Origin of the sequence: Synechococcales cyanobacterium CNB (genome assembly GCA_030263455.1) — a bacterium.
GTDB lineage: Bacteria > Planctomycetota > Phycisphaerae > Phycisphaerales > UBA1924 > CAADGN01.
The window spans coordinates 134,317-156,053 of record SZOZ01000011.1; the positions used below are offsets into that span (position 1 = coordinate 134,317).

A 21,737-nucleotide genomic window follows, 5' to 3' on the forward strand; every position below is an offset into this window, starting at 1 on the left:
ATCAGGACAGCGGCGGAACCGGGATGAGGTCGTCCTGCCCGATCGCCTCAGGGAGCGCGTCGAGCGGCGTGGCACGGTCGATCGTGTACTCCCCCACCGCCGTGCGCCGCAGGTCGGCGAGCATCGCGCCAGGACCGAGAGCGACGCCGATGTCGCGGGCGAGGCTGCGGATGTAGACCCCCTTGCCGCAGCGGACGTCGATGACGAGCCGCGGCCAGTCATACTCGACGACGTCGATGGAGCGGATCGTAACGGGTCGTGCCCGCAGGCCGGGGTCCTCGCCGCGCCGGGCGAAGTCGTAGGCACGCCGCCCCCCCACCATCATCGCGGAGTGCGCGGGTGGGGTCTGCATGATGCTCCCGACGAATCGGGCGCATGCAGCCTCGATCTCCTCTCGCGTCGGCGGCCGTAGTACGCTGATCTCGGTCAGTTCGCCCTCGCCGTCGTCGGTGGTCGATCGGTGCGAGAGATCGACGCGGGCGGTGTATCGCTTTTCTCCTGCCATGATCGTGTCGCAGAGCCGCGTGGCTGCCCGTCCCACCAGCACGACCAGCACGCCCGAGGCGAGCGGGTCGAGCGTGCCGCCGTGCCCGACCTTGACTGTCCGGGGCGCTCCCCCGCGACGCAGGCGAGCCTTTACCAGCCGACAAACCGAGGTCGAAGTCGGACCGCGCGGCTTGTCGATCACCAGCAGGCCGGCGGGTGAAGAATGAGGGTGTAAGGCGTTCACGGCTCACCCTCGCCGGATTCGATGCCGAGCCAGAACGGCCTCACGATGGCAAGCGCCCGCCAGCGACCCTTCGAGTAGTTGAACCCTTCGACCTCGGCGAGCACGACGTGCGACCTGAGGACGCGCTCCTTGGGAACGATGAGCAGGCCTTCGGGGTGCGTGCGCCAGTACTCGCCCTGTTGTTGCTCGTCGATCAGCAGAACCGTGGCGCGGGAGCGAAAGACGAGGCTGTCCTCGTGATAGCCGACGGCGGCGAGCGGACGGGCGCCTTCCGGGTCGATCTCGGCGAGCCGCTCCGCGAGCAGTTCGGTGAGGAACAGCCGCTTCGCGCCCGGGAGCAGGGCCTGGAACGTGAACGCCCAAAGGGCCGCAGCAGCGATTACCCCTGCAAGTTGAGTAGCGAGTACGCGATCGGGTGCGAACGCACGGCGTGCGAACACTGCAAGCGCCACGAGCGACGCAAGCCACGGAACTCCGAGTGCAAGAATCCACGGCGAGTGACGGACGCCGAGGGCGAACAAGCCGATCGGGCTCCCGACCGCGAGCAAGGCCGACAGTCCGATCCACAACGCAGTGCCCAGGCGTTGCGATCGTGGCAGCACGAGCGAACCGGATGCCGCCGCCAGCACACCGCGCCCGGTGAGGAGCGCGATCGCCGGATAGAGGGGCATGGTGTAGTGCGGGAGTTTTGTGAGACTGAGTTCGAACACGATCCACGCGGGAACGATCCACGCGATCAGAAAACACTCGGCCGGGCGAGCCGGACGAGCGTTCGTTATCGCCCGCCAGGCCCGTCGAAGCGGCGAGTGTGGCCGCGCTACGTTCGTGTCATCGACTCGCAAGCCACGTCGTAACGCGCGCCTGAAAGCGGCCGCCGTCAGCAGCGACCCGGGCCAGAAGAGGACGATGAGCAGCACGAGGTGATAGCCCGGCGGCCCCCAGTGCCCCTCCTTCGCGCTCCCTGCGCGAACGAAGACCTCGTCGTAAACCACCGACCAATAGTGTTCGAGGCCCACGTGACTCGCAACAGCGAGAAGCCACGGCACAACGACCAACCCGACGACGAGGAATCCGAGAAGCGGCCGCGTGGCGCGGAGCCAGCGCCATCGGCGCGAGACGAGCGAAAGCGCAATCGCTGCGAGGCCGACGACCAGCGGCGTGATGGGGCCTTTCGTCAGGATGCCCAGGGCAAGGGGGAGCCAGAGGAAAAGTGTTCGAATGACCGAGTGAAGGAGTGACGTCGCGCCGGGTTCCGTCGAACGCGTACTCTCACGCCAGGTTCGCCACAGTCCCCACATCGAGAGCGCGGTACAGGCGACCATGACGTGGTCCGCGCGGGCCTGGTGAGCTTCCCAGACGAAGACCGGGCAGACCGCAAGCAAGGCAGCACCCAGCCACGCGGCCCGCGGGTCGAACATCGAAACACCGAGCCGCCACGTCGCCAGCACGGTGACCATCGCGGCGATGAACGAAGGTACGCGGTACATCCAGATGGCATCGCGGCCCGGCTCCCCTCCGGTGAGCGCAGCCGCGCTCGCGGCCTGCAGCCAGTAAATCAGCGGCGGCTTATTCAGGCGATCACGCCCCTGCACACGCGGGATCGCGAGACCACCCTCGTGGAGTTCGTCTTCTCGCTCGGCCGGAGGGAGCGCCCGGCTTTCGAACATCTGGCGGCTTGCCTGGGCGAAGCGGGATTCATCCCGATCGACCGGCGGGATGCGCGTGATGCCTGGCAGATAGACTGTGAGGCAGAGCGCCACAAGCGCCAGCCCGCCGACCGAGCCACGAGCACGCCGACGCCAGATGACGCCCGAACCGATCCGCATCGCCAGCGACTATAACCGTGGACTGCCGCTCCCGGTGCGCCTTGTGCACGTGGCATTCGCGATCTTGTCGTCTCTCGTTGCGCCCGTGTTGCGCTGGGCAGACGATCACAGGAGGCGCGATTGGGCTTCGCCGCTCCTGTGGGGGACGGTTGCGGTCGCTGTCCTGCTGCCGATCGATGTCTGGATCATGTCTCGCGTGACCGCCGACGGGAGTCGCGGCTCCCTTCCGCTGGGCGGCGATCTCCGGCGCGAACTCGAAGCCCTCCAGCAGTTCGGCCAAGGGGCCTCGATCATCCTCATCGCCGCGGCGATCTGGTTGCTTGACCCGGCACGGCGCCGGCGCCTGCTCGACTGGCTCGCCGCGATCGTCGTCGCGGGCATCGCGTGCGTCGCTGCCAAAGCCCTCTTCGGTCGCACGAGGCCTTCGCTCGACGAAGCCGGCACGTTCATCGGCCCGTTCGGGGCCTACCCGTTCGCGCAAGGTGAGCCGTTCCTGCGGTCGTGGCAGGTCTGGAGGAGCGAGGCGTCGCGGCTCTGGTCCATGCCCTCCAGCCACACGACCTACGCGGTCGTCGCGTCCGTGTTTCTCTCTGCCATGTACCCGCGGCTGCGCGCGCTCGTGTGGACATTGGCGTTTGTTGTCGCCTTCGCACGAGTCGCTCTGGGCGCCCACTACCCCGCGGACGTGGCGGCCGGATGGGCTGTCGGACTCGCGGCGGCGAGACCGGCCGTCCGGCGCGGCTGGGGTGTCAGGGCGATCGACTGGGCATGGCGAAAGGCCGTCGATCCGAACGCCTCGCCCGCCTGGAAGCCCGAAGACTCCTGCACCACACGCGCCGATCGCCGATCCTGACACCCCCGCCCGGACCGGCTTACACTTCGGCCCGCAGCGGGCGACGGGTTCGTCGTCGTGCCCCTGGAGAGGTGTCCGAGTGGCTGAAGGAGCAGCACTGGAAATGCTGTATAGGGGTAACCCTATCGGGGGTTCGAATCCCCCCCTCTCCGTTCGTTGAGTTCGAGCGCGTTCGTGCGCGTTTCAGGCCGAGTCATCGCCGAACAGCATGAGTTCGCCCGGCTGCCTCGGCCTGCGGAAAGCGTCCGATGAGATAGGCATCCGACGCCTGTCGAGTCCGAGGCGCGCTTTGAAGACCTTGAACAGGCTGCCGATCTGCTCGGCACGCTCGCCCTCGCCCCTGAATCGCTTTCCGAAGCGGGAATCATTCAGCTCGCCGTCGCGCATCCTGCGTATCTCCGCTTCCACTCGGTCGGCGCGAAGCGGGTGCTCACGCCGAAGCCAGTCCAGGAACACGGCCTTGACCTGGTAGGGCAGGCGGAGCATCGTGTACGCGGCCGTGCGTGCGCCGGCGTCGCGCGCGGCTTCAAGGATCGCGGGAATCTCCGCATCATTCAGGCCTGGGATAATCGGGGCGACCATGACTCCGACCGGCACGCCGGCACGCGACAGGTCGCGAACGGCATCCAGCCTGGCACGCGGAGACGCCGCCCGAGGTTCCATCGTGCGGGCAAGGTCGTGGTCGAGCGTTGTCACGCTCACAAGCACCTGCACCGCTCCGTGCCGCGCGAGCGAAGAGAGCAGGTCCACGTCGCGCACGATCAGCGCGCCCTTGGTGACGATGGACACAGGCTGGCGGCACTCGGCAATGACTTCGAGGCACCGCCGAGTGATCAGCAGACGGCGCTCGACAGGCTGATAGACATCGGTGATGCCGGCCAGCATGATCGGCTCGCCCCGCCACGACGGTTTGCCCATTTCCCGCCGCAGGAGGTCCGGCGCGTCGAGCTTGGCGAACAGGCGCGTCTCGAAGTCCAGCCCGCAGGACAGGCCGAAGGTCTCGTGCGTCGGGCGTGCGTAGCAGTAGACGCAACCGTGCTCGCAGCCGCGGTACGGATTGACCGTCCAGTGGAACGGGAGGTCCGGGCTATCCACACGGTTGATGATCGTTCTTGCGTTGTCTCGGTACACGCGCGTGGGCGTCTGAACACCTTCTGGATGGTCGCGCAGCACCTCGTCGAGCGTCTCGCCGAGGACGTGCAGACGGACAGGCTCAAATCGCCCTCCGGGATTCACGCCCGACCCGCGCCCTCGGACTTTCCCGATCGACAACGCCCCGTCGTACTCATGCGCGTCCATGCCTGTCCCCCGGCCCACGGCTGACCCTAACAATACCCTGCCTTTGGTGCCCAGGCAACGGTCCGGGGTGGACGATCGGTCATGGTGAGCCTGAGGAGCCCGCACCCGACGATCCGGCGTAGACCACGAAATCGGCGCGTCCCAAGTCCGTATCGGCGAGCGACGGACCGGTCGAATCGATCACGCTGAGGGTGAGGATGCGAACTCCGGGCCGTGCCCGCCGGAGCAACTGGACAGTACCGCCCTCGAAGTCGGTGTGGAATCGGCCGATCACGTGCATCACGGGCCGGTTGCCCTCTGCGAGCGAGCTCGCGACGGCATCCGCCATCGTGGCGTCCCAGAGCGACTGCGACCGAAAAATGGCTTCGATCATCCCCTCGCCCGCGTGGGACGCGTCTCCCATGCCGGACATGAGTTTGAAGAACTCTTCGCGGTAGCGGCCCGATGGCATCTCGGGCGGAATGACGAACAACCTCCGTTGCTCATCGGTCAGCGTTTCCAGCCGCGAGTACCCGCTCGTGCGCGCGAGCCGCACGTAGCGCCGCGGCGCGTTCGATGCGATCACCGGGCGGCCGGCGCGCTTCGCCGCCTCGACCATCGTGCGGTGCCCGTCGGGGTAGTTGCCCTGCGAGCGGCCCGAGGCCTTGCGGAACTGCTCTTCGTCGATGAGGCCACCGAGGTAGTCGTCGAGGTGGACCTGCGAGTCCCGCTCGATGAACTCGAGGCTCAGCGCGGCGCGATCGGTGCGAGCCAGCACGTCCTCCCAGAGCGCGGCTGCGAACGCGAGGCCAAGCGGGTGGCCGTGCGTCTCGCCGATCATCACGGCGTCCGCGGCGGCAGCGGTCGAAACGAGTTCCTCCCAACCCGCGCGCTGGCCCGTGTCGCCCCGGTAGATCGATACCGCTTCACGCGGGTTGAGGGGGGCGGTCGCCTCGATCCGTCGGGGCGCGCCGGCGCACGCACCGAGCGCGAGTGAGGCCGCCAAACAGACGAACAGGAAGCAGCGGTTTCGTGATTGAGCCATGGGAAGAGCATGACGTGCGGGCCGCGCCGCGTCAAACGCCACGCCCGCCCACGCCATAGAGTCTCACCATGGCATCTGGATTGACCGTTCGCCCTGCCGAGGAACGCGACGTCGCATCCATGCTCGACATCACCTGCCGCGAGATCAGGGAGGGCGTCGCTCACTTCGGAACTCGGGCGCCGACCATCGACGAAGCCTTGGCTGAATACGGCGCGCGCGGCGTCTATCCGTGGTTCGCGGCCGACCTGGAGGGCAGCGGTGTTGTGGGGTTCGCGAAGGCGGGTCAGTGGAAGTCGCGCGAAGCGTACCACTGGACGGCAGAGATCGGCGTCTATGTCCGTCCGGAGCATCATGGGGTGGGCATCGGCCGCTCTCTGTACGCCGCGCTCTTCCCGGCGATGGTGCAGGCGGGACTTCGCACCATCATCGCCGGCATCGCGCTCCCCAACCCGGCGAGCGTGCGACTGCACGAGGCCTTCGGCATGAGGCACGCCGGCACCATTCCCCGTGCGGGATACAAGCACGGCCGCTGGCTCGACGTCGGCTACTGGGTGCGGCATCTCGGCGAAGGCGACCCGGGGTCGGTCAACCCCACCACCGTCGCGACCACAGCGCGAGATTGACGAGCGGCCAGGCAGCGTGCCAGTGACTCGATGGTTCGGCGCGGACGGCGGCGAGTGCGGCGGGATTCACGAGCGAGGCGAGGAAGCCGCTCGCTTCCAGTTCCGCCGTGAGGTCAGCGACCCACCGTTGGAATGGCAGCGGAAAACTTGCCTTGGGGCGGTCGAGCACGGGCTTCGGAAGCGTGCCGGAGAACGCACGCCGCAACGCGATCTTTGTTCGTGGATTTGGAGGGGCGATGGTTGCGTCGAAGAGTTCGCGCATCGGCACGGCCTCCGCCACTGCGGCGACGCGAACATCCGCAAAGGGCGTCCGGCTCTCGACACTTTCGAGCATGGTTGCGGAGTCGAGACGCTGGAGCAGACCAGTCAGGTTTACTCTGCGATGGAAGCGCAGGTGTGCTCGCAACGGCCCATCAGCCCGATCTGCCGCCGCTGCGTACTCGGCGCGGTAGTGCTTGACGAGCGCGGCGTCGCCCTCGACCGCCCGCCAGACCTCCGGGTTGATCAGCAATGCCTTCGCGTGCGGCGGAATCCAGGCGGCGCTAGCGAGTTGAAACATCCCCGGGTCGGCGTTCCCACGAGCGACGTGCTCAGCCGCGGCGAGCATCGGGTAGTCGTAGCCCGCCAGCAGCTCGTCAGCGCCCTCCCCGGAGAGTGTCACGGTGCAACCTCCTGCTCGGAGCGAGCGAGCAACTTCGTTGATCGCCACCTCATTCGGTGTGCTCAGAGGCATGCCGGTGCGCTGCACGAGCGATCGCCATCGTTCAGCGAAGAGCGTGCGTGTGACCTGTGCCTCGCTGTGATCGCTGCCGATCGTGGCGGCGACCTCGCACGCGAACCGGAAATCGTCCGATTGCGGCACGCCGTCGATCGGCGGTTCGTCTCTCGCTCCCGCGCACCATGTCCGCAGGCGTTTCGTTTCCCGCCGGGCGATCGACGCCACGATCGAACTGTCCAGCCCACCGCTGAGCAGGCAGCAGAGCGGCACGTCGGACCGCAGGTGCGATCGCACCGAGTCCTCGACCGCACCCCGAAGGTCATCCGCTGTCGCACGACCCGCGAACACCGGCGTTTCAACGGTTCCGACCCTCGCCCGCAGGTCGGGCGTGCGAAGATCGAACCGCACCCAGCGGCCGGGCGGCAGCACACGAACGTCCTTGAACAACGTGCGCTCGCCCAGCGTCGTGCGGATCGTCGTCAGGTAGGCGCTGACCGCGACGAGGTCCGGCTCGGGCCGAAGCCCAGGATGCTCGAACAGAGCGGGGATCTCGCTTGCAAACAGGATTTCAGGGCCGCGGGGCGTCTCGACCCGCGCCCAGTAGAGCGGCTTGATGCCCAACGGGTCACGGGCCAGCAGGAGCGTCTCTTCACGGTCGTCATGCAACACCAGTGCATACATGCCTCGCATCAACCCGAGGCCGGGTGGCCCGTTGATGGCAAGATGGTGCAGCGCCGTCTCGGTATCGCACGACGATCGATACTTAACGCCCGCGCACGCTCGTGCGGCACGAATCTCCGCGTCGTTGTAGAGCATCCCGTTGTAGACGATCGTGAACCGGCCGTCTGGAGTCGTCATCGGCTGCCGGCCGGACGGCGACGGGTCGATCACGGCAAGCCGACGGTGCCCCAGAACGACGCCGCGACCGACGAACACACCCTCCCCGTCCGGCCCGCGGTGCGCCAGGCTCGCTGTCATGCGTTCGACCACCGCGCGCGCTGCTCTCCCCCACTCGCCCTCGGGGCGATGCGCGATCGACCGTTCATGCTCCACTGTCCGGCAAATGCCGGCGACCCCGCACATGCCCGGTCTATCGGCCCGCTCAGACCCAGACCTGCACGACCAGCCCCGGCTCCTTGCCGAGTTTGCTGGTCCACTCGCCCACGGCCGTGGTGACGAACTTCACCTCGTACTGCGGGTGCGCGTCGAGCCACTCGTTGATCTGCCGGTCGAGATAGGCGATGCCGTCGTCCGAGAGTTTCGAGTGAAAGCTGCGGACGTGGATCGCGCCGGTGCCGGTGACGTTGGGCGAACGGCTCCAACAATCCTCGTGCCGCGTCCCTCCCCCGAAGGTCTTGATCTTCGGGTTCAGGCCCGCTGGGGCTGCGGGGGCGGTTCCTTCGATCGGTACGGCACGATTCTCAGGTGACGGCTCAGGGCGGTCGGGCATCGCGTGCCTCCTTGCCGTTCGGGCGAGTAGCCGCCAGCCTACCAGATCATTCGGGCGCTTGCTCGAACGCCCAGATGCCCCCATGCAATCGGCGACCTCGCAAGACTCGCCGTCGGCCCGAAAAGGCAACCTCGACCTCGATGTCAGCCGGCGACCTCCGCACAATCCGACAGGAACCAGCGGCAACCCGGACCACCGTCCCACGTTCGCCCGAGATCGCCCCCTCGTGCTGCAGGTACAACCGCCGATGGTCGGGCATCGCCTCGGCCAAGAACGAGACGATCGAAGGGGCATCGACCCTCGCTGCCAGGCGGAATGCCAGCAGCGATCGGTCTTCGTCGGTCGCATCCGGCCCCGGCTCGGCCGGTTCCATCAGCCAGTCGAAGTGGCGGCTGCCGTCGGGCAGGGTGTGTTCGAGCACGACCGTTCTTGGCACCGGGGATGGTACTGCCACGGCGAAGGCCGAGGCGGGTACCATGCCTGCCTGTCGGGCAAGGAGCGACCCATGCGGACATACGGGCCTGTCACGATCGTCGTTCTCGCACTCGCCGGCCTTTCCGGGCTGTGGGGCTGCGGCGCACGCCCGCTCAGCATGGTCCGAGCGGATGCCAACGCCCACTACTTCAATGGTCGCTACGAGCAGGCTCTGCCCTACAACCGCGAGTACGTGGACCGCAAGCCCTCGGATGCCCAGGGACAGTACGAACTCGGTCGCACCCTGCTCGCCCTGAACCGCCCGGGCGACGCGCGCCAGCACCTGACGGTCGCCTACGACCTCGACCCGCAGAACGAGACCTACGTCGAAGCCCTCGCCGAGTCGATGCTCCGATCGGGCGATTCCGAGTCCCTCTACGCCTTCCTGCGGAGGCGGGTAAGCGAACGGGGTCGTGTCGAGGATCATCTTCGACTCGGCCGATTCGCCCATCGCCTCGGCAATGCGGACGAGGCTCACCGGGCCTACCTCAACGCTGCCGAGGTCGATGGCGGCCGCACGGTCGAACCGCAGCGAACGCTCGCCGAGTTCTACCGAGCGATCGGCGACGACGACCGGGAGGTCGAGCGGCTGCGCATGGTGCTGTTCTTCGAGCCGGACAATCCCCAGGCAGGGGCAAGACTGCGGGAACTGGGCTATGTCCCCGGACCGAGTTTCGCCCTTCCGCCTCGCTGAATCGCGGCGTGCAGGTTGACGCGGGCAGCCGGTCTTCTACACTTCATCCGGATATACGGATGAAACGAACCGCCCCGGCCATCCCCGCGACCGCCATGCTGGCCGCCCTCAGCGAGCCGGTCCGGGTCCGGATCGTTCGCCTGCTCGAAGCGGAAGAGTTGTCGGTCGGCGAGGTGGCAAGCGTCGTGCAGTTGCCGCAATCGACCGTGAGCAGACACCTGAAGGTGCTTGCGGAAGCGGGGTGGCTGGCGCGGCGTGCGGCCGGGACCGCGACCTGCTACCGCGTCGTGCTGGACGATCTTCAGCCGTTCGCGCGGGCGGTGTGGGTGGCAATGCGCGACGAGACCGCCGGCACCGCCGATATCGAGGAAGACAACCGGCGCCTCGCCGCCGTGCTCGCGGAGCGCCCCACCGATAGCCAGGCGTTCTTCGGCCGGATCGCGGGAGAGTGGGACAACCTCCGCCGCGAACTCTTCGGCGATCGCTTCACGCCGCTGGCCCTGCTTTCGCTGCTGCCCCGCGAGTGGACGATCGCCGATCTCGGATGCGGCACGGCAAACGCCGCGGAGTGGCTCGCACCGCGAGTCGGGCGTGTCGTCGCCGTCGATCGATCGGAAGCGATGCTCGACGCCGCACGCAAGCGGCTCGGCAAGGCAAAGAACGTGCAGTTCAAGGCCGGCGACCTGGAACGGCTGCCGCTCGCCGCCGCCAGCGTCGATGCGTGCGTGTGCGTGCTCGTGCTGCACCACCTGCCGGAGCCTGAGACCGCCCTGCGAGAGATGGCGCGCGTGCTGCGGACGGATCGGCGCGGCGGCGCCGCGCTCATCGTGGACATGGTCGAGCACGGACGGACCGAGTACCGCCACACGATGGGCCACGCTCACCTCGGATTCTCGGCGTCGCGAGTGCGGGAGATGTACTGCGGCGCGGGCTTCGAGGACGTGCGGGTCGAGCCGTTGGCCGCCGAGTCAACCGCGAGAGGCCCCGGATTGTTCGCCGCCGTGGGATGGAAGAAGGGTCAGGAGTGAGGTCCGGGGCCTGCAATGCCGCGCGCCGAGTGTCAGAAGAGGCGCCCTCGCCGACTCTCGATCGAAGACTGAAACCTGCAAAACGGAGAAAGCGATGACCACGATGACGACGCGGAGCGCCACCACGACCACCGGCAACACCGGGCTTGAGTTCAGGGTGCGCGACCTCGCCCTGGCGGAACTGGGACGCAAGGAGATCACCCTCGCCGAGCACGAGATGCCGGGGTTGATGTCGGTGCGGCGCGAGCATGCCGCCACGAAACCCTTGAAGGGATTCCGCGTTGCGGGTTCGCTGCACATGACCGTGCAGACGGCCGTGCTGATCGAGACGCTTGTTGAACTCGGAGCGGACGTGCGATGGGCCTCATGCAACGTCTTCAGCACGCAGGATCCCGCCGCGGCAGCGGTTGTGGTCGGGCGCGACGGCACGCCGGGCGACCCGCGGGGGGTGCCCGTCTTCGCGTGGAAGGGCGAGACGCTGGAAGAGTACTGGTGGTGCACGAAGCAGGCGCTCACCTGGCCGGACGGTCGCGGCCCGACGCTGATCGTCGATGACGGTGGCGACGCCACGCTCCTCATCCACAAGGGCGTCGAGTTCGAGAAGGCCGGCCGCGTGCCTGACTACAACGAGGCCCGCGACCCCGAGGAGTGGAAGTGGGTGCTGCACACGATCCGTGAGACGATCCGCGAGACATCCGGCTGGTTCACGCGCGTCGCGGCCGAGATCAGGGGCGTGAGCGAGGAGACGACCACAGGTGTCCACCGGCTCTACGAGATGAGCAGGGCGGACACGCTCCTCTTCCCAGCCATCAACGTCAACGACAGCGTCACCAAGAGCAAGTTCGACAACATCTACGGCTGCCGCCACTCGCTGCTCGACGGCCTGAACCGCGCCACGGACGTCATGCTCAGCGGCAAGGTCGCGGTCGTGTGCGGGTACGGCGAGGTCGGCAAGGGCTGTTGCCAGGCGCTCAAGGGCCAGGGATGCCGGGTCATCGTCACCGAGATCGACCCGATCTGCGCGCTCCAGGCCGCGATGGAGGGATACGAGGTCAAGAGGATCGAGGACGTCGTCGAGTTCGCCGACGTCTTCGTCACCGCGACGGGCAACAAGGACGTCATCACCGTCGACCACATGAAGCGGATGAAGAACAAGGCCATCATCGGCAACATCGGGCACTTCGACAACGAGATCGACATGGCGGGGCTTGCCAAGGTGCCCGGCATCCGCCGCAACCCCATCAAGCCGCAATACGACGAGTGGGTCTTCCCGGACGGGCGGGGCATCCTCGTGCTCGCCGAGGGACGGCTCCTGAACCTCGGTTGCGCAACCGGCCACCCCAGTTTCGTGATGAGCGCGAGCTTCACCAACCAGGTGCTCGCGCAGATCGACCTCGCCCTGAACGCGGCTGGCAAGCCCACGCTCTCCGGCACGCAATACCAGTCAGGCAAGGTCTACGTGCTGCCCAAGCGGCTCGACGAGCAGGTCGCCCGCCTGCACCTCGATCACCTCGGCGTGCGCCTGACGGAACTGACGCCCGACCAGGCGGCGTACATCGGCGTCGGGAAGCACGGGCCGTTCAAGCCAGAACACTACCGCTATTGAACCGGACGAACACCGAGCACACGCTGTTGATGCGAAGTTGCCTGGAAGAAGCGACTCTCCCTGCCTTCGCCTCTTTCGCGTCCTTCGTGCCTTCGCGTTCCGGGCTTCAAGGCGGAGTGTTGCCCAAGGGGATCGCGGGCGCCCACTCGAGCCATTTCGAGTCCGGCTGGGGTGCGAGGTCGAAGACGTGCCCATTGGTGACTGCTGCGCCGGGCCGATCCGGCGTGGCGAAGGCGACGCCGCCTGCGATGAGCGCTTCGAGTGAATCCGTGCGCACGGAGAGGCCGCCGAAGATGCCCCAGTTCACGCCGATGCCGCTGACGTTGTAGAACCGCGTGTTGTCGCGCACGAGGGGGGCGTACCGAGGCTCCACGGCCGCGGCGAGTTCCACCGTGCGGGCATCGTCCGACAGCCGCACCGATCGCACCTCGCCGACCTGGACGTCTCGGTAATAGACAGGCGATCCGATCCCGATCGAGCCGCGCCGCGCCGCTCGCAGTAGGACGATCAACTCACCTTCGACCGGCGTCGCGGCGTCATCGGGCGGGCGGACCAGCCCGTCGAACTCGCTGGCACGCTTCGACCCGGGCACACCGGGCACGGCAGCGATCGACCTCGGGCCGAGGAGCGATTCCAGCCCGCTCACCCCTCGCAGAGAGACCTCGGGGCGCACGATCCAGAACCGTGTGCCCTCGACTGCGAGCGCCGCCGACTCGCGGGCGAGCGAGACCCCGACCACCACACCGGCCAGATCGCCCGACAGCCCGACCTCCTTCACGACCCCGACCTGCACGCCGCGGCAGGTCACGGGGTCGCCGGGTCGCACGCCCGCGCCTTCGGTGAACCGGATCGTGATCGGCACGGGCCGGTCACGGATCGCCTGAACTGCCAGAACCGCGAGCACCGCCGCGGCAGCAAGCGGGGCAAGGAGCGCCCACGTCACCCGGCGCACGCGCACGATCTCGCTCGACGGGATTCCCGCGTTCTCGCTCACCGGCAGTTATCCTCCCACACAGCGTGCGGATCGAACGAAGCGGATGCGAGCAGGCTCAGGACGACGACCGCGCCGAACGCCGCGACACCCGGCCCGGGCTGGACTGTCACCCAGTCGCCGAGTTTCACCGCTGCGACGAGCACGGCGACCAGCAGCACGTCGACCATGCCCCAGCGCCCGAGGAACTCGACGAGCACGTACACCGCGGCACGGTGCCGCCGCTGGAGCAGCACATCGCCCGCGCACAGCGCGAACGTCGCGGCCAGTTTCGCCAGCGGCGCGATGACGGAACAGAACAGCACAACCAGCCCGATCGCCGTCTGCCCCTCGGCGATCAGGCTCACGACGCCGGACCAGATCGTCGCCTCGTGGGAATGCCCGAGCCGCTGCACCTGCATCACGGGCAGGCTCATGGCGGCGGGGTACAGGAGCAGCGCGGCGAGCGCAAAGGCTGCGGCCCGGGCGTTCGAGCGGGGGTGGCGTGTGTGCCGCACCGTCGCCGAACATCGCGGGCACCTCGCCCGGAAGCCCCGCGGCACGACGCCCACCCGCTGCACGAGGCCGCAGCGGTGGCAGGCGCGGAGCGTGCCGGTTGCCGTGGTCATCGTCGAAGTCTACTTCGGAAACTCGCCGGGGTGGATTCAGTCGCGGCGAACAGGGGGGTCACGGTCGATCATCGTGCCGGAGAACATCGAGTTGTCGGCCTGCGGATCGAAGGCCTCGACAACCCCATTGCCACGGACAACATACCCCAACTCCGGGAGCGTCCAGTTCGACACGCTGCCGTCGATGAACGACACGTTCGCCTTGCCGAGGTGGCGCGGATCGGGCGCGGAGCGGTGTTCAGCGCCCGGAAACTGCGGGTCGGCATGGTCGCTGTTGGGCGTCATGCGCGGCGGATCGAGCGCGTAGCCGTGCCCGCCCATCGCAGTCTGTTGGGGGTGACGCGAGCCGTCGGGGAGGTTCGGCGTGCGATCCGCCGCGGGCTTGCCCGCCGCCGTGCCCATGCAGTCCGCCGCGAGGACGGTTCTGCCCACGTGAATGACGGATGCCCGAACGGGGAAGTTCACGAAAGCGCCGAACTCCTGATCGTTCTTGAAGCGGGTGTTGCCGAGAAAGTGGTAGTTGTAGCCGTAGGGGTGGTTGCGGGTGCTGGTCCAGGCGATCGCGTTCGGACAGAGGAAGACCTCGTTGTTCACCTGTACGTCGTGCTCGTGCTCGCGTTCCGGGCGAGGCTCGATGAGCGCATAGAACCCCGCGGCTGCGCCCATGGTGACGTACCAGCGCGGACGATACTGATAGCCGTTCCCAACGAAATAGACGTTCTTGGTCTCGTCCGAGTACCTGCCCATCTGGCCGGGGATGGAGATGTCGTCGTTGCTGTTGGCGTAGGTGGCCCAGCCGAGGGCGACCTGCCGCATGTTCGACGCGCACTTGACCATCTGGGCGGTCTTCCGCACGCCCCCGAGCGCTGGAAGCAGGATGCCAAGCAGCGCGGCGATGATGGCAATGACGACCAGCAACTCGATCAGCGTGAAACCTGGGCGCGAAGCATATTCGGCTTGTGTTTGGTCATCGACCAAGGCCATGTGCTCGATTCTTCGGGAAGCGGGCCAACCGGGATGCAGGTGACCCGCAGATCAACTCGGAACCGCTTTCATCCGTTCAGCCGGAAGAACGGATATAGTGAGCGACTGGCCGGGTGTCATTCCCGCGGAGTCAGCGTGGACCATGCGACGATCGTCGGCGTGCGAGCCGCAGCACACACGGAGCCGCGCACAGCAGAGCGCCGGACGCAGGCGCCGGCACGACGGTCCAACCGACACCCGTCGTCGTGGAGTCATAGTCCTTGCTGCGGCCGAAGGTGTCGATGTAGATCGCCGTGTAGAGATGGACGTCCTCAAACGAAACAGTGCGCTCGCTGAAGTCCGTGGTCGTCCACTCGAAAACGTAGACAGGCACGACCTCCATCGAGTCCCAGATGAAATACTGGTTGAAGAAAGGCGGCAGTTGAAAGAGTTCAACGCCCGTGATGCTGTTGTCCGGCTGAAGAATGCCGTCCTCCTCGGTGAACCGGCCGAGGTCATCCCAGCCGTCGTAGAACGTGATGGTTCCGGTCTCACCCCCACCGAGGTTGAGGATGTCGAACATGCTTCCCGCGAAGCCTACCTCGTGAGGATCCCATCGAACCCGAAGTTCGGCACGAACGGTCGGGTTCTGCGGGGTCACCAGGGGGTTGTCAACCGTCCACGACCAGGTGGCGATGCCGGCGGACGCAGTGAACGCCGGGGCGAACATGACAACGATGGCAGCCATGATTGCGGGGCGCATGCGTGGTCCTCCTTGTTGATAATCTAACGGACAACCCCTCCCCCTGCCAGCAACAACCGGGGCTGTATGCACATTCTTGACGCCTTTGAAAGCCAGCGGACGACCTTCTCGTTCGAGTTCTTCCCGCCGCGGACTGCCGAGGCGGCGGACGACCTCTTCCGCAACATCGCGGACCTGGAGGCCCTCCGACCGACGTTTGTGAGCGTGACATACGGGGCCGGAGGCGGGTCCGCCCGCGACCTGACCGAGAACCTCGTCGTCAGGCTGAAGGACGAGACCGGCCTGAACCCCATGCCGCACCTCACGTGCGTGGGTCTCGACGAGGGCCGCGTGCGGGCCATGCTGGAGAGATACGCCGCGCACGGCATTTCGAACATCCTCGCCCTGCGAGGCGACCACCCCAACGGCACGCCCGCTGGGAGCGGGGCCTTTCGCTACGCCGCCGAACTGGTCGCGTGCATCAAGCGGTTCAACGAGAGCCGTGCACACCGCGACCCGCGCGGGTTCGGGATCGCCGTCGCGGGCTTCCCGGAAGGACACCCCGAGACGCCGAACCGCCTGCTCGAGTTGGATTACCTCAAGGCGAAGGTTGACGCGGGCGCGGACTACGTCATCACGCAACTCTTCTTCGACAATCGCGACTTCTACGACTTCCGCGACCGCTGCCTGCTCGCCGGCATCCGGGTGCCGATCATCGCCGGCATCATGCCCATTACATCGGTCGGCGGCATGAAGCGGATGGCGGAACTCGCGCTGGGCTCACGGTTCCCGGCCCCGCTCATTCGCGCGATCAACCGCACCGGGGGCGATCCCGAGGCCGTGAAACGCGTCGGCGTCCACTGGGCGACCGAGCAGTGCCGCGACCTTCTGGACCACAACGTCGCGGGCATCCACTTCTACACCCTGAACAAGTCCCGCGCCACCCGCGACATCTACGCGACCCTCGGCGTCAAGGACTCGGACGCGCTGCGCCAGAACGGCGACACACCGCCGGGAACTTGAACCGACACGGGCAGGATGCGCCTACACCGGCACCGCTTCCGCTTGCGGCATGACCGCTGCGGCGGCGTGCTCGCGCAGCATCGCATCGACGTGCTCGAGGGTGACGTTCCCGGCGTCCGCAGCGGTCTTGATGCGGGCGGTGATCGATCGGGCGTCCTCATCGGTCAAGGACAGGCCGATCTGCTCCGCTCTCGCCCGCACGGCGTTCCAGCCGGTCAGGCGGTGGGCGACGTGGACGTAGCGCGACAGGCCGAAGTCCTCGGGTCGCAGCGCCTCGTACGCGCTGGGGTCGTTCAGGACGGCCTTGGCGTGGATGCCCGCCTTGTGCGTGAACGCCGAGAACCCCGTGACGCAACTGTTGAACGGCACGTCGATGCCCACCAGCCTGGCGACAGCATGATCGAGGTCGTGCAGCAGGGGCAGACGGTAGCGTGCGCGCACGCCCTCGGGGTCGTCGCAGTACATGCGGGCGATGAACCCGCTCAGCGGGGTGATCCCGTTGCGCTCGCCGATACCGAGGACGGTGGTGTCCACGTGCGTCGCCCCTGCGCGTACCGCCGTCCATGAGTTCGCGACCGCGCACCCGGTGTCGTTGTGCCCGTGGAACTCAACGCCGACGCCCGGACCGACGACGCCGCGCACGGCACGCACCACCTGTTCGACCATCAACGGCGTGGCGATCCCCACGGTGTCCGCGATGCCGACACGGTGCACGCCCAGGGCGGCAACGGCCTCGTAGACGCGCAGCAGGTCCGGCAGCTCGCTCCGGAAACTATCCTCGGTGCTGAAGCGCACCTCGACGCCCGCCTCGACAGCGATCGGGATGACATCGCTTGCGAGGGCGACGATCTCGTCGATGCTCTTGCCGTGGCCGAACCGGCGCAGGTGCGAGGAGGTGCCGATGACGACGTCCACGCCCGCCACGCCGGTCCGGATCGCCAGGCGAACGTCCTCGGGGTGGCAGCGGGTGTGCGTGAGCACCTTCGACCGAAGGCCGAGCGAGGCGATTGTCTCGCAGTCCTCGCGGCTGCGCGGCGAGGCAGCGGGGCTGGTCAACTCCAGGTAGTCCGCGCCGAAGGCGTCGAGCATCGTCGCAAGACGGATCTTCTGCCCGGTCGTGAAGAAGGCGTTGGCGAACTGTTCCCCCTCGCGCAGCGTGGATTCGATGACGTGCCAAGATCGGCAGGCGGACGGGGCGGCAGCGGGCGTGCCGTTGGAACGCGCGGTCATGCGGGAACTCCGGTGATCTCGCCCGCGAGCGCGGGGAGCGCGTGCGTCAGGACTCGGATCGAACGCACAAACGCGTTGATCTCGACGTGCTCGTCGGGTGTGTGGTCGAGACCACTGTCGCCCGGGCCGTACGCGGCAATCGGGCATCGCCAGGACGGCGCGACCACGTTCATGTCGGAAGTACCGGTCTTCAGCAACAGGCGAGGACGCGAACCGAGGGCACGAATGCCGGCGTTCAGTGCCCGGACGAGCACGGATCCACGGTCGGCAACCACCGCCCGCTCACGCCCGACGAACTCGACGGTCGCTTCGCGGGCATGTCGCGTGCAGACCTCCTCCAACCGCTCCGGCTCCAGGCCGGGCGGCAGGCGGAAGCCCGCGACGACCTCGACGCGGTCCGCAAGCCCGTCATGGTTCGTTGAGAGCGAACGAACGTTCGCCTGCAACGACTCGAAAGGGGACGACCCGCCGGGCCAGAGCCTGCGGCAGTCGTCCAGCACGCCCTGCCACCACATGATGCCCTCGTCCGCAGCACTGGGCGCAGGACCGGCGGTGTGCGCTGACGAGCGCACAAGCGAGTAACGAACGACCAGGCGACCCTTGTAGCCGATGGTCACGCCGTCCGTCCCGCTCGGCTCGCCGATGATGCAGGCAGCGGGCGAGTAGCGGTCGATCACGGCCCGAGCGCCGCGCGAGGTCGGTGTCTCCTCCTCGACCGCGCCGATGACGACGAGCCGTGCGCCCTCCGGCATCTCGACCCGTGATGCCGCTGCCACGAACGCCGCGAGCGGCCCCTTCGCATCCACCGATCCTCGCCCGTAGAGCCTGCCGCCATCCTCACGCACCGGCACATCGCCAGGCACGGTGTCCATGTGGCCGAGCAGGACGACGTCGGTCGTATCGGGCTGCGATCGGGTCGGATCGCCGGACGTTGCGCCGATGGCATTCCCGGCATGGTCGATCACCGCGTTCAATCCGGCGTGGTGCATCGCATCGACGAGTAGCGCGGCGAGGGCGGCCTCGTCGCCCGACACGCTCGGCGTGCTCACCATGCTCCGCAGCAGATCGATCGCATCGCGGTCGGTCATTGGAACACCGTTCCCGCGCCTGAGAGCGCGCGGCTGATCGGGTCGCGTGCCCGGGCGTCGCCGATCACGACCCGACCGACGCCGGCGCAGAGCGCCTCGCCCGCGCCGAGCACCTTCTTCTTCATGCGCCCCTGCGCCCACTCGACCGCGTCGTCCAGCGCGGCGCGTGACACGCGCGGGACCAGCGACGATTCGTCCGGGAAGCGGCGGAGCAGCCCGGGCACGTTCGAGAGCAGCAGCAGCTCCTCCGCGCCGAGCGCGGCTGCCGTCTGAGCAGCTGCACGATCCGCGTCCACGTTGATCGGCTCATGCTCGACGCTGATGGCAGGCGGCGAGATGACCGGCGTGCAGCCCGCATCCATCAGCGTTCGGAGCAGCCCGACGTTGATTCGCTCGACCGTGCCCGTGTAGTCGTCGCGCACGATGACGACGCGGCCGTTCTCGACCGACCGCACCGCCGCCTTGCGGGCGCCCTCCCACAGCCGGCCGTCCATGCCGGATAGCCCTACGGCGTTCACCGCCCTCGCCTGCAGCCGCTGGACGATCCGCTGATTCATCACGCCCCGGCACGCCATCTGGAAGATGCCGAGCGTTTCGCGGTCCGTGCGCCGGCTCGTGTGCCCCGAGGGAGATGTGATGAACCTCGGCGGGCATCCCAACCGCTCGGCGAGCGTGTTTGTCGCGTCCGAACCGCCATGAACGATCACGAGCCGACGACTCTCATGCACCAAGCGAGCGGCGTCGTCGCACACCGCGTCGAGGTCCACGCCCGGGCTTCCGCCGATCTTCACAACGATCATGCGTTCCTCCGTCATGCCGGGTGAAGTCCTGTGAAGGTGAGGCCCGCAGTTTCGTCGAAGCCGCACATGAGGTTCATGCATTGCACGGCGGACCCCGCAGCGCCCTTCATCAGGTTGTCGATCGCGGAGACGACGACGATGCGATCCGAGTGGGGGTCGCGCTCGAAGCCGACGTCAGCGTAGTTCGTGCCCGCGAGGATTCGAGGCTCGGGCAGGCGGTAGATGCTCGCTCGGTCCTTCACGATTCGGACGAACGGTTCACCGGCGTACCGCTCGCGGAAGAGCGACCACAGCTCGCGCTCGTCCAGCCGGCGGGTCGGGAAGACGTGGGCGGTGCAGAGCACGCCGCGCACCATCTCGACCGCGGTCATCGAGACATGGAGGTCGAAGTCGCCGAGTTCCTGCTGAACTTCGGCCGCGTGCCGGTGTCCGGTGGGTGCGTAGGAGCGAACCGCGCCCGCCCGCTCCGGGTGGTGGCTCGCCGGGGTGACGGCGTTGCCCGCCTCAGACGAGCCGACCTTCACGTCGCAGACCACCGACCGGATCAAGCCCTTCGCCGCCAGCGGAAGCAGGGCGAGGTTCATCGCCGTTGCGTTGCACCCGACGCCGCTGACCAGCCGTGCCCCGCGGATGCGATCCCGGTGCAGTTCCGGCAGGCCGTAGACGAAGCGGTCAAGCCACGCCGGTGCGTGGTGCGGCTCGCCGTACCACTGCTGGTACGCCGCTGCGTCGCGGAGCCGGAAGTCGGCCGAGAGGTCGATGATGCGCGGCGCGAGAGCGGCATAGCGGTCGATGGCAGCCGCCGCCTCGCCGTGCGGCAGACACAGGAAGAGCACGTCGCAGGCTTCGAGGGCGTCCGGCGGGACAAACTGGAGCGTCGTGCGGCCGCGGAGGTTCGGATGCACGCTGTGAACGAACACGCCGGTTTTCGTCCGCGACGTGACCTGCGCGACCTCGACGCAAGGGTGATCGAGCAGGAGGCGAAGCGCCTCGCCACCGCCGTAGCCGGACCCGCCTACGATCGACGCCCTGAGCCGCCGCCCGCTCATGCGGCCCCCTGCGCGATCGCTTCCGCGGCGTGCCTGCCGGCCACCACGTCCGTGACGAAGTCCACGATGCGGGCGGGGATGTCCACGCCGGTAGGCTCGATGCTGTTGCGGAACTCCATGGTGTGATTGACCTCGCTGACGAGCAGCCCGCGTTCGGGGCATTCGAGCAGATCGATGGCGAGCACACCGCCGCCGACCGCCCGCGCTGCCTGCACGCACACACGCTCGACCTCGGGCGTCATGTCCAGCCGCTCTGCCCGGCCGCCGCGTGCCGTGTTGGTGATCCAGTGCGCGCTGTGCCGGACGATGCCGCAGATGGCCCGGTCGCCCACGACGAACACCCGCAGGTCACGCTGCGGCTTGCGGACATACTCCTGCACGTAGAAGACCCCGTGCTGCGGTCCGCCGAGTGTGGCCTTGTGCTCGATCACCGCCTCGGCGGCGTCCCGGTCGCTCACGCGGGCCAGCAGCCGGCCCCACGACCCCACCGTGGGCTTGAGCACGACCGGGTACCCGATCGCCTCGACCGCCTGCAACGCGGATTCGGCATCCACGGCGACCCTGGTTCGCGGCGATGGCACGCCAGCACGAGCAAGCAGGAGCGTCGTCGCCAGCTTGTCGCCGCAAGCGTCGATCACGCGTGCAGGGTTCACGCAAGGCACGCCGTAGGATTCGATGATCCGCACCGCCGCCGCGGCCTGCGTCTGGCTGATGCACCGATCGACGACGGCATCGAACCGCGTCCACGACCCCGCGTCGTCGAGATCCCAGACCAGGGTGCGAACATCGAGCAGTTCCAGTTCCACGTCGCGGCGCTGCAACTCCTCGATCAGCAGCCGTTCCTCGACTCGCACTCGCGAGTACAGCAACCCGATTCGCATGGACGTTCTCCGAAGAGGCTCGTACTTGGGACCACCT

At 67.7% G+C, this 21,737-nt stretch carries 21 protein-coding genes and 1 tRNA gene; 7 read left to right on the forward strand and 15 right to left on the reverse strand.

Going from position 1 to position 21,737, the window contains the following annotated elements; all coding sequences use genetic code 11:
- Position 1 precedes the first annotated feature (1 nt).
- Both truB and FBT69_11980 read right to left on the reverse strand, forming a co-directional pair.
- Positions 2-730, reverse strand: coding sequence for a tRNA pseudouridine(55) synthase TruB (truB, locus tag FBT69_11975; GenBank protein ID MDL1905511.1), 729 nt, complete (start codon positions 728-730; stop codon positions 2-4).
- The gene (locus tag FBT69_11980) at positions 727-2,556 is read right to left on the reverse strand and encodes a phospholipid carrier-dependent glycosyltransferase (GenBank protein MDL1905512.1); all 1,830 of its coding nucleotides are present in this window, start codon (positions 2,554-2,556) and stop codon (positions 727-729) included. Before FBT69_11980 ends, truB begins: the two co-directional genes overlap by 4 nt.
- Between FBT69_11980 and FBT69_11985 the strand changes: the two genes are divergently transcribed.
- Together FBT69_11985 and FBT69_11990 are read left to right on the forward strand one after the other, a co-directional pair.
- On the forward strand, positions 2,534-3,409 hold the full coding sequence (locus FBT69_11985; protein ID MDL1905513.1) for a phosphatase PAP2 family protein: 876 nt from the start codon (positions 2,534-2,536) through the stop codon (positions 3,407-3,409). The two genes, FBT69_11980 and FBT69_11985, sit on opposite strands and share 23 nt — an antisense overlap.
- Positions 3,410-3,474: 65 nt before the next feature.
- A tRNA-Ser gene (locus tag FBT69_11990) sits at positions 3,475-3,561 on the forward strand.
- A 31-nt stretch (positions 3,562-3,592) separates the two neighbouring features.
- Here the strand turns inward: FBT69_11990 and FBT69_11995 are convergent.
- Positions 3,593-4,708 carry a PA0069 family radical SAM protein gene (locus tag FBT69_11995; protein MDL1905514.1) on the reverse strand — a complete coding sequence of 372 codons (1,116 nt, stop codon included), beginning with the start codon at positions 4,706-4,708 and terminating at the stop codon, positions 3,593-3,595.
- Positions 4,709-4,787: 79 nt separating this feature from the next.
- A complete protein-coding gene (locus tag FBT69_12000; GenBank protein MDL1905515.1) occupies positions 4,788-5,789 on the reverse strand; it encodes a hypothetical protein in 1,002 nt (333 codons plus the stop codon).
- Positions 5,790-5,800: 11 nt separating this feature from the next.
- Between FBT69_12000 and FBT69_12005 the strand changes: the two genes are divergently transcribed.
- On the forward strand, positions 5,801-6,355 hold the full coding sequence (locus FBT69_12005) for an N-acetyltransferase family protein (GenBank protein ID MDL1905516.1): 555 nt from the start codon (positions 5,801-5,803) through the stop codon (positions 6,353-6,355).
- Here FBT69_12005 and asnB read toward each other — a convergent pair.
- The gene (gene asnB / locus FBT69_12010; protein ID MDL1905517.1) at positions 6,318-8,156 is read right to left on the reverse strand and encodes an asparagine synthase (glutamine-hydrolyzing); all 1,839 of its coding nucleotides are present in this window, start codon (positions 8,154-8,156) and stop codon (positions 6,318-6,320) included. The two genes, FBT69_12005 and asnB, sit on opposite strands and share 38 nt — an antisense overlap.
- Before the next feature lie 19 nt (positions 8,157-8,175).
- The gene (locus FBT69_12015) at positions 8,176-8,523 is read right to left on the reverse strand and encodes a hypothetical protein (protein ID MDL1905518.1); all 348 of its coding nucleotides are present in this window, start codon (positions 8,521-8,523) and stop codon (positions 8,176-8,178) included.
- 58 nt (positions 8,524-8,581) lie between these two features.
- On the opposite strand from FBT69_12015, the gene FBT69_12020 reads away from it, so the two are divergent.
- The 3 genes from FBT69_12020 to FBT69_12030 all read left to right on the forward strand — a co-directional run bounded on the left by FBT69_12020 (position 8,582) and on the right by FBT69_12030 (position 12,325).
- The gene (locus tag FBT69_12020) at positions 8,582-9,691 is read left to right on the forward strand and encodes a tetratricopeptide repeat protein (GenBank protein ID MDL1905519.1); all 1,110 of its coding nucleotides are present in this window, start codon (positions 8,582-8,584) and stop codon (positions 9,689-9,691) included.
- Between the two features lie 59 nt (positions 9,692-9,750).
- Positions 9,751-10,719 (forward strand): metalloregulator ArsR/SmtB family transcription factor, encoded by a 969-nt coding sequence (locus FBT69_12025; protein MDL1905520.1) that lies wholly within the window; start codon positions 9,751-9,753, stop codon positions 10,717-10,719.
- A 103-nt stretch (positions 10,720-10,822) separates the two neighbouring features.
- Positions 10,823-12,325, forward strand: a complete 1,503-nt coding sequence (locus tag FBT69_12030; GenBank protein ID MDL1905521.1) for an adenosylhomocysteinase — start codon at positions 10,823-10,825, stop codon at positions 12,323-12,325.
- 106 nt (positions 12,326-12,431) lie between these two features.
- Here the strand turns inward: FBT69_12030 and FBT69_12035 are convergent, their stop codons facing one another.
- The 4 genes from FBT69_12035 to FBT69_12050 all read right to left on the reverse strand — a co-directional run bounded on the left by FBT69_12035 (position 12,432) and on the right by FBT69_12050 (position 15,650).
- Complete coding sequence (locus tag FBT69_12035) at positions 12,432-13,319, reverse strand: MCE family protein (GenBank protein ID MDL1905522.1); 888 nt, start codon at positions 13,317-13,319, stop codon at positions 12,432-12,434.
- Positions 13,316-13,924 (reverse strand): paraquat-inducible protein A, encoded by a 609-nt coding sequence (locus FBT69_12040; GenBank protein ID MDL1905523.1) that lies wholly within the window; start codon positions 13,922-13,924, stop codon positions 13,316-13,318. The genes FBT69_12035 and FBT69_12040 overlap by 4 nt, the downstream gene beginning before the upstream one ends.
- Before the next feature lie 36 nt (positions 13,925-13,960).
- Complete coding sequence (locus FBT69_12045) at positions 13,961-14,908, reverse strand: type II secretion system protein (protein ID MDL1905524.1); 948 nt, start codon at positions 14,906-14,908, stop codon at positions 13,961-13,963.
- 130 nt (positions 14,909-15,038) lie between these two features.
- On the reverse strand, positions 15,039-15,650 hold the full coding sequence (locus FBT69_12050) for a hypothetical protein (GenBank protein MDL1905525.1): 612 nt from the start codon (positions 15,648-15,650) through the stop codon (positions 15,039-15,041).
- A 66-nt stretch (positions 15,651-15,716) separates the two neighbouring features.
- Here FBT69_12050 and metF point away from each other — a divergent pair, with 66 nt between their 5' ends.
- The gene (metF, locus tag FBT69_12055) at positions 15,717-16,652 is read left to right on the forward strand and encodes a methylenetetrahydrofolate reductase [NAD(P)H] (protein ID MDL1905526.1); all 936 of its coding nucleotides are present in this window, start codon (positions 15,717-15,719) and stop codon (positions 16,650-16,652) included.
- A gap of 21 nt (positions 16,653-16,673) precedes the next feature.
- Here metF and lysS read toward each other — a convergent pair whose 3' ends face one another.
- From lysS to lysX, 5 genes are read right to left on the reverse strand one after another with little or no spacing between them, the layout of a single operon-like run.
- Positions 16,674-17,882 carry a homocitrate synthase gene (gene lysS / locus FBT69_12060; GenBank protein MDL1905527.1) on the reverse strand — a complete coding sequence of 403 codons (1,209 nt, stop codon included), beginning with the start codon at positions 17,880-17,882 and terminating at the stop codon, positions 16,674-16,676.
- Positions 17,879-18,970 (reverse strand): [LysW]-lysine hydrolase, encoded by a 1,092-nt coding sequence (locus tag FBT69_12065; protein ID MDL1905528.1) that lies wholly within the window; start codon positions 18,968-18,970, stop codon positions 17,879-17,881. Before FBT69_12065 ends, lysS begins: the two co-directional genes overlap by 4 nt.
- Positions 18,967-19,770 (reverse strand): [LysW]-aminoadipate kinase, encoded by an 804-nt coding sequence (locus FBT69_12070; protein ID MDL1905529.1) that lies wholly within the window; start codon positions 19,768-19,770, stop codon positions 18,967-18,969. Before FBT69_12070 ends, FBT69_12065 begins: the two co-directional genes overlap by 4 nt.
- Positions 19,771-19,781: 11 nt before the next feature.
- Positions 19,782-20,819 (reverse strand): N-acetyl-gamma-glutamyl-phosphate reductase, encoded by a 1,038-nt coding sequence (locus FBT69_12075; GenBank protein ID MDL1905530.1) that lies wholly within the window; start codon positions 20,817-20,819, stop codon positions 19,782-19,784.
- On the reverse strand, positions 20,816-21,700 hold the full coding sequence (gene lysX, locus FBT69_12080; GenBank protein ID MDL1905531.1) for a lysine biosynthesis protein LysX: 885 nt from the start codon (positions 21,698-21,700) through the stop codon (positions 20,816-20,818). The genes FBT69_12075 and lysX overlap by 4 nt, the downstream gene beginning before the upstream one ends.
- Between the last annotated feature and the right edge of the window lie 37 nt (positions 21,701-21,737).

What these genes read in the sequence shown, in the direction of transcription:
- FBT69_11985 (MDL1905513.1), top strand. Translation starts at nt 2,534, where the DNA reads ATGACGCCCGAACCGATCCGCATCGCCAGCGACTATAACCGTGGACTG.
- FBT69_11980 (MDL1905512.1), bottom strand. Translation starts at nt 2,556, where the DNA reads ATGCGGATCGGTTCGGGCGTCATCTGGCGTCGGCGTGCTCGTGGCTCG.
- FBT69_11995 (MDL1905514.1), bottom strand. Translation starts at nt 4,708, where the DNA reads ATGGACGCGCATGAGTACGACGGGGCGTTGTCGATCGGGAAAGTCCGA.
- FBT69_12000 (MDL1905515.1), bottom strand. Translation starts at nt 5,789, where the DNA reads ATGGCGTGGGCGGGCGTGGCGTTTGACGCGGCGCGGCCCGCACGTCAT.
- FBT69_12005 (MDL1905516.1), top strand. Translation starts at nt 5,801, where the DNA reads ATGGCATCTGGATTGACCGTTCGCCCTGCCGAGGAACGCGACGTCGCA.
- asnB (MDL1905517.1), bottom strand. Translation starts at nt 8,156, where the DNA reads ATGTGCGGGGTCGCCGGCATTTGCCGGACAGTGGAGCATGAACGGTCG.
- FBT69_12015 (MDL1905518.1), bottom strand. Translation starts at nt 8,523, where the DNA reads ATGCCCGACCGCCCTGAGCCGTCACCTGAGAATCGTGCCGTACCGATC.
- FBT69_12025 (MDL1905520.1), top strand. Translation starts at nt 9,751, where the DNA reads ATGAAACGAACCGCCCCGGCCATCCCCGCGACCGCCATGCTGGCCGCC.
- FBT69_12030 (MDL1905521.1), top strand. Translation starts at nt 10,823, where the DNA reads ATGACGACGCGGAGCGCCACCACGACCACCGGCAACACCGGGCTTGAG.
- FBT69_12040 (MDL1905523.1), bottom strand. Translation starts at nt 13,924, where the DNA reads ATGACCACGGCAACCGGCACGCTCCGCGCCTGCCACCGCTGCGGCCTC.
- FBT69_12045 (MDL1905524.1), bottom strand. Translation starts at nt 14,908, where the DNA reads ATGGCCTTGGTCGATGACCAAACACAAGCCGAATATGCTTCGCGCCCA.
- FBT69_12050 (MDL1905525.1), bottom strand. Translation starts at nt 15,650, where the DNA reads ATGCGCCCCGCAATCATGGCTGCCATCGTTGTCATGTTCGCCCCGGCG.
- metF (MDL1905526.1), top strand. Translation starts at nt 15,717, where the DNA reads ATGCACATTCTTGACGCCTTTGAAAGCCAGCGGACGACCTTCTCGTTC.
- lysS (MDL1905527.1), bottom strand. Translation starts at nt 17,882, where the DNA reads ATGACCGCGCGTTCCAACGGCACGCCCGCTGCCGCCCCGTCCGCCTGC.
- FBT69_12065 (MDL1905528.1), bottom strand. Translation starts at nt 18,970, where the DNA reads ATGACCGACCGCGATGCGATCGATCTGCTGCGGAGCATGGTGAGCACG.
- FBT69_12070 (MDL1905529.1), bottom strand. Translation starts at nt 19,770, where the DNA reads ATGATCGTTGTGAAGATCGGCGGAAGCCCGGGCGTGGACCTCGACGCG.
- FBT69_12075 (MDL1905530.1), bottom strand. Translation starts at nt 20,819, where the DNA reads ATGAGCGGGCGGCGGCTCAGGGCGTCGATCGTAGGCGGGTCCGGCTAC.
- lysX (MDL1905531.1), bottom strand. Translation starts at nt 21,700, where the DNA reads ATGCGAATCGGGTTGCTGTACTCGCGAGTGCGAGTCGAGGAACGGCTG.